This window comes from Acetatifactor aquisgranensis, from assembly GCF_943193215.1.
Taxonomy (GTDB): Bacteria; Bacillota; Clostridia; order Lachnospirales; family Lachnospiraceae; genus Acetatifactor; species Acetatifactor aquisgranensis.
Genome location: NZ_CALPDH010000084.1, coordinates 1 through 2,687, shown reverse-complemented (window position 1 = coordinate 2,687; position 2,687 = coordinate 1). Strand labels below are relative to the sequence as shown.

Genomic DNA, 2,687 nt, shown 5'->3' with positions numbered 1-2,687 from the left:
CATCTGCCGCCTGGCCTGGATGCTCTCAATATTCTGGCAAGAAGAACACAAGGCATCTTCCACAACGGCGGCGGCCATAATGTCAAAGGCACTGGCCTTTCCGGCTTTTATTCTCTTTTTCCGCTTTTCGTTGCCTTGTATGATACTTCTGGCTACTGCCTTAATATCGGCATCCATCCTTTCCAACCTCTGCCCCCCTATTCCTCATAGGTCTTTTTCTGCACTTCGGAACGCTCCACCTTTATGCTTTCCTTTGCCATCTTGGAAACCCTTGCCTTTATGCCCTGCCCTACGTCAATCGTGATGCCTTTCATGGCCTTTTCCTCTATGGCATCCACGGCCCGGAACATGATATTTACAACGCTCTGGTCAATGGGCTTTTCCGCCGTGCTACTGAATAGTTCTTCGATACGACTCTTTGCTTTCTGCACCCGTTCCTTACTTTCTGCATACTTTTTGGCTTCCTCACACTGGCACCTACACGTCACGGCTTCGTTTACTTCATCCTGGCCCCATCCCATCATTGTATGGACAACGCCGCCCTGGCCGCAAAAGCGGCAATATCCCGTCTGGCTCTCCACGCCCTCCGGCATTTCCCGGCCCTCTTCCTGCTCCATTTCCCTTAAATCCTCTTCTGGTATCGCATGGCCGCCGTCTGTCTTTTTTCTCATGCCTTATCCTCCCCTTTCTTGGCCTGGTTATAGGCATCCATGGCAACGGTAAGCACCGCCGCCGACTGCTCCACGGTCAACTGTTTTCCAGTCACCAGGAACGCCAGGTTCTTGTTTATGGTTTCCAACGTATCTTCCAACGTCATGTTCTTTAGCGGCTTCCCGGCGGAAAGGTCTGCAATGGTCTTTATTATTGGCACCTTGAAATATTCGTCTACTGCTGCCATGTTGGCGTTTATGGTGCTTTCCGCCCGTGTCGGCGTGTGCCTTTCACACTTGCGGCAATGCTCCCGGCAGAACATACGCCCCATTGGAACGCCGTCACACTTCCCGTCAATCCACGGGGCGTTTATGCACTTTGCAAGCGGCATCTTCCCAGGTTCCTGCAAATAGTCCAGGATTTCCGCCTTTGCTTCCTCCGCCCCATGGCATACCGCTGTCTTATAGCCCTGTTGCCGCAACCCTGCCATAAATGCTTCCTGCTCCGGCGTTGCTTTGTTCCGGCCATACTTCATTTCCAGATAAAGGCCGTGGAAATTATGGCTTGCCACGGGCAGACACACATCCGGCACGCCGCTTTTCAGCCCCATGGCCTTTAATACCGCCCCGTTTGTCCTCTTCCCCTCGTTTGGGACGTGGTACATAAGGGAAAGGCACGGCAAGACGTGTGTATTGTTCCCGGCCCACACGAAAAGGGCCATCTGCTCCGTGGTTTCCCCTTTCTTCATGTTCTGCATCCTCATTTTCCAAACCTCCTATTCTTCCTCAATGGCATATTCCCGTTTACGCCGCTTTAGGTCCTCCAACATCCTTTCCAGGATGCCCGTTTCCTCTTCATTCAGCCAGGTATAATATTTTTCAATCATCTTTACGGCATGAAGTTTCCGGGCGTTTTCCTTTTCCTCTTTGGTTGTGTCGGTATCTGACACATTGGCTTCCCTGGTTTCCTCTTCCTTGGTCTTGCGGTGTTTTTTCTCTTCGGCCATGGCCTTTATTTCCTCCGCCCCCATGCCGCCTTTGTCCTCGGAAGCCTTTGCAATCTCTTTTTGGGTTCCCTCGTCTGCCCTGGATGCTTCCATGGCCGCCGTGATGCCCATATTGCCTTTCTGGAACTGTTCTTTCACTTCCGGCGTGGCGTTCTGGTCTATGGTATTAAGGGTCCTTATCTTCGGCACGCTCTCCCCCATCACTGCCGCCACATAATCCCGGACCCTCTCCCCTGCTTCCAGGACAAGCAAGCCCTCTTTCCGTGCCTGGGTCAATACCTCTTTCCAGTCCGCCGCCTGGGTCATAAGGTCATAATCCGACATTTTGCGGTTGAACGTGTTGCCGATTAAAAGTGCAATCCGAAATTCTATTTCCGTCATATCTTTGTAGCGGCAAGGGACGGTTTCAAACTCTTCTTTCCCCTCTGCCACAAGGATTTTTATACCTCCCAGGCGGCGGTGGCCAGAAACAAGCCAGTATTCCCCATTTACACGCCCCAATACAAGGGGCTGCTGCAACCCGTCCATTTCAATTCCCGTGGCTATTTCCTGCAATTCGTCCATGCTGTATTTATTATGCGCCGTCACAACAATGTCCCGGTAGTCCAGGTTGATTTCCCGGTAATCCTTGTTTTCCCCTGCTTCCGCCCTGGTTGCGGCGTTCACGACATCCAGAATATTAAATCCCATCCCTTAACCCCTTTCCCCTGCTTCCAGGTTCCCAAATTTCTGCACATACTCCGCCACAAAGGCTTTATAATCCTGGGCGGCTCCGCTGCGTACACTGTAGCGTGTCGGTGTCTGGTGGTAGAACGTGGCATCCTTGGCCTTTGTGGAATGTCTGATTTTCTGTGAGAAAACAGGGCATCCGCTCTTTGCCCTCAACCAACTTTCCGCCGCTTCGCTTGTGTCCGACTTCTCATAGTCCGTGATAAGCACCCCGGCAATCCTGGCCTTTCGGTTCAACGCCTTAACCTGGTTTATCTGCTCCACCAGTTCTTCCAGGCCGTCCAACGAATAGGCATCCAGG

5 protein-coding genes are annotated in these 2,687 nt (G+C 52.2%); 1 reads left to right on the top strand and 4 read right to left on the bottom strand.

From position 1 onward, the window contains the following. Nucleotides 1-210, top strand: a 210-nt coding sequence (locus NFS35_RS28685; RefSeq protein WP_251210360.1) for a hypothetical protein, incomplete at its 5' end; no start/stop codon positions are given. On the opposite strand, the gene NFS35_RS28680 is transcribed toward NFS35_RS28685, so the two are convergent. From NFS35_RS28680 to NFS35_RS28665, 4 genes are all read right to left on the bottom strand, one after another. After that, on the bottom strand, nt 198-671 hold the full coding sequence (locus NFS35_RS28680) for a hypothetical protein (RefSeq protein WP_251210359.1): 474 nt from the start codon (nt 669-671) through the stop codon (nt 198-200). The genes NFS35_RS28685 and NFS35_RS28680 overlap by 13 nt on opposite strands. After that, entirely contained in the window at nt 668-1,414 is a 747-nt protein-coding gene (locus tag NFS35_RS28675; RefSeq protein WP_251210358.1) for a VRR-NUC domain-containing protein, read from the bottom strand. Before NFS35_RS28675 ends, NFS35_RS28680 begins: the two co-directional genes overlap by 4 nt. A 12-nt stretch (nt 1,415-1,426) precedes the next feature. Continuing rightward, a complete protein-coding gene (locus NFS35_RS28670) occupies nt 1,427-2,347 on the bottom strand; it encodes a ParB/RepB/Spo0J family partition protein (RefSeq protein ID WP_251210357.1) in 921 nt (306 codons plus the stop codon). 3 nt (nt 2,348-2,350) lie between these two features. Next, nucleotides 2,351-2,687 (bottom strand): ParA family protein (locus NFS35_RS28665; protein WP_408629664.1); only part of this gene is annotated, 337 nt, incomplete at its 5' end.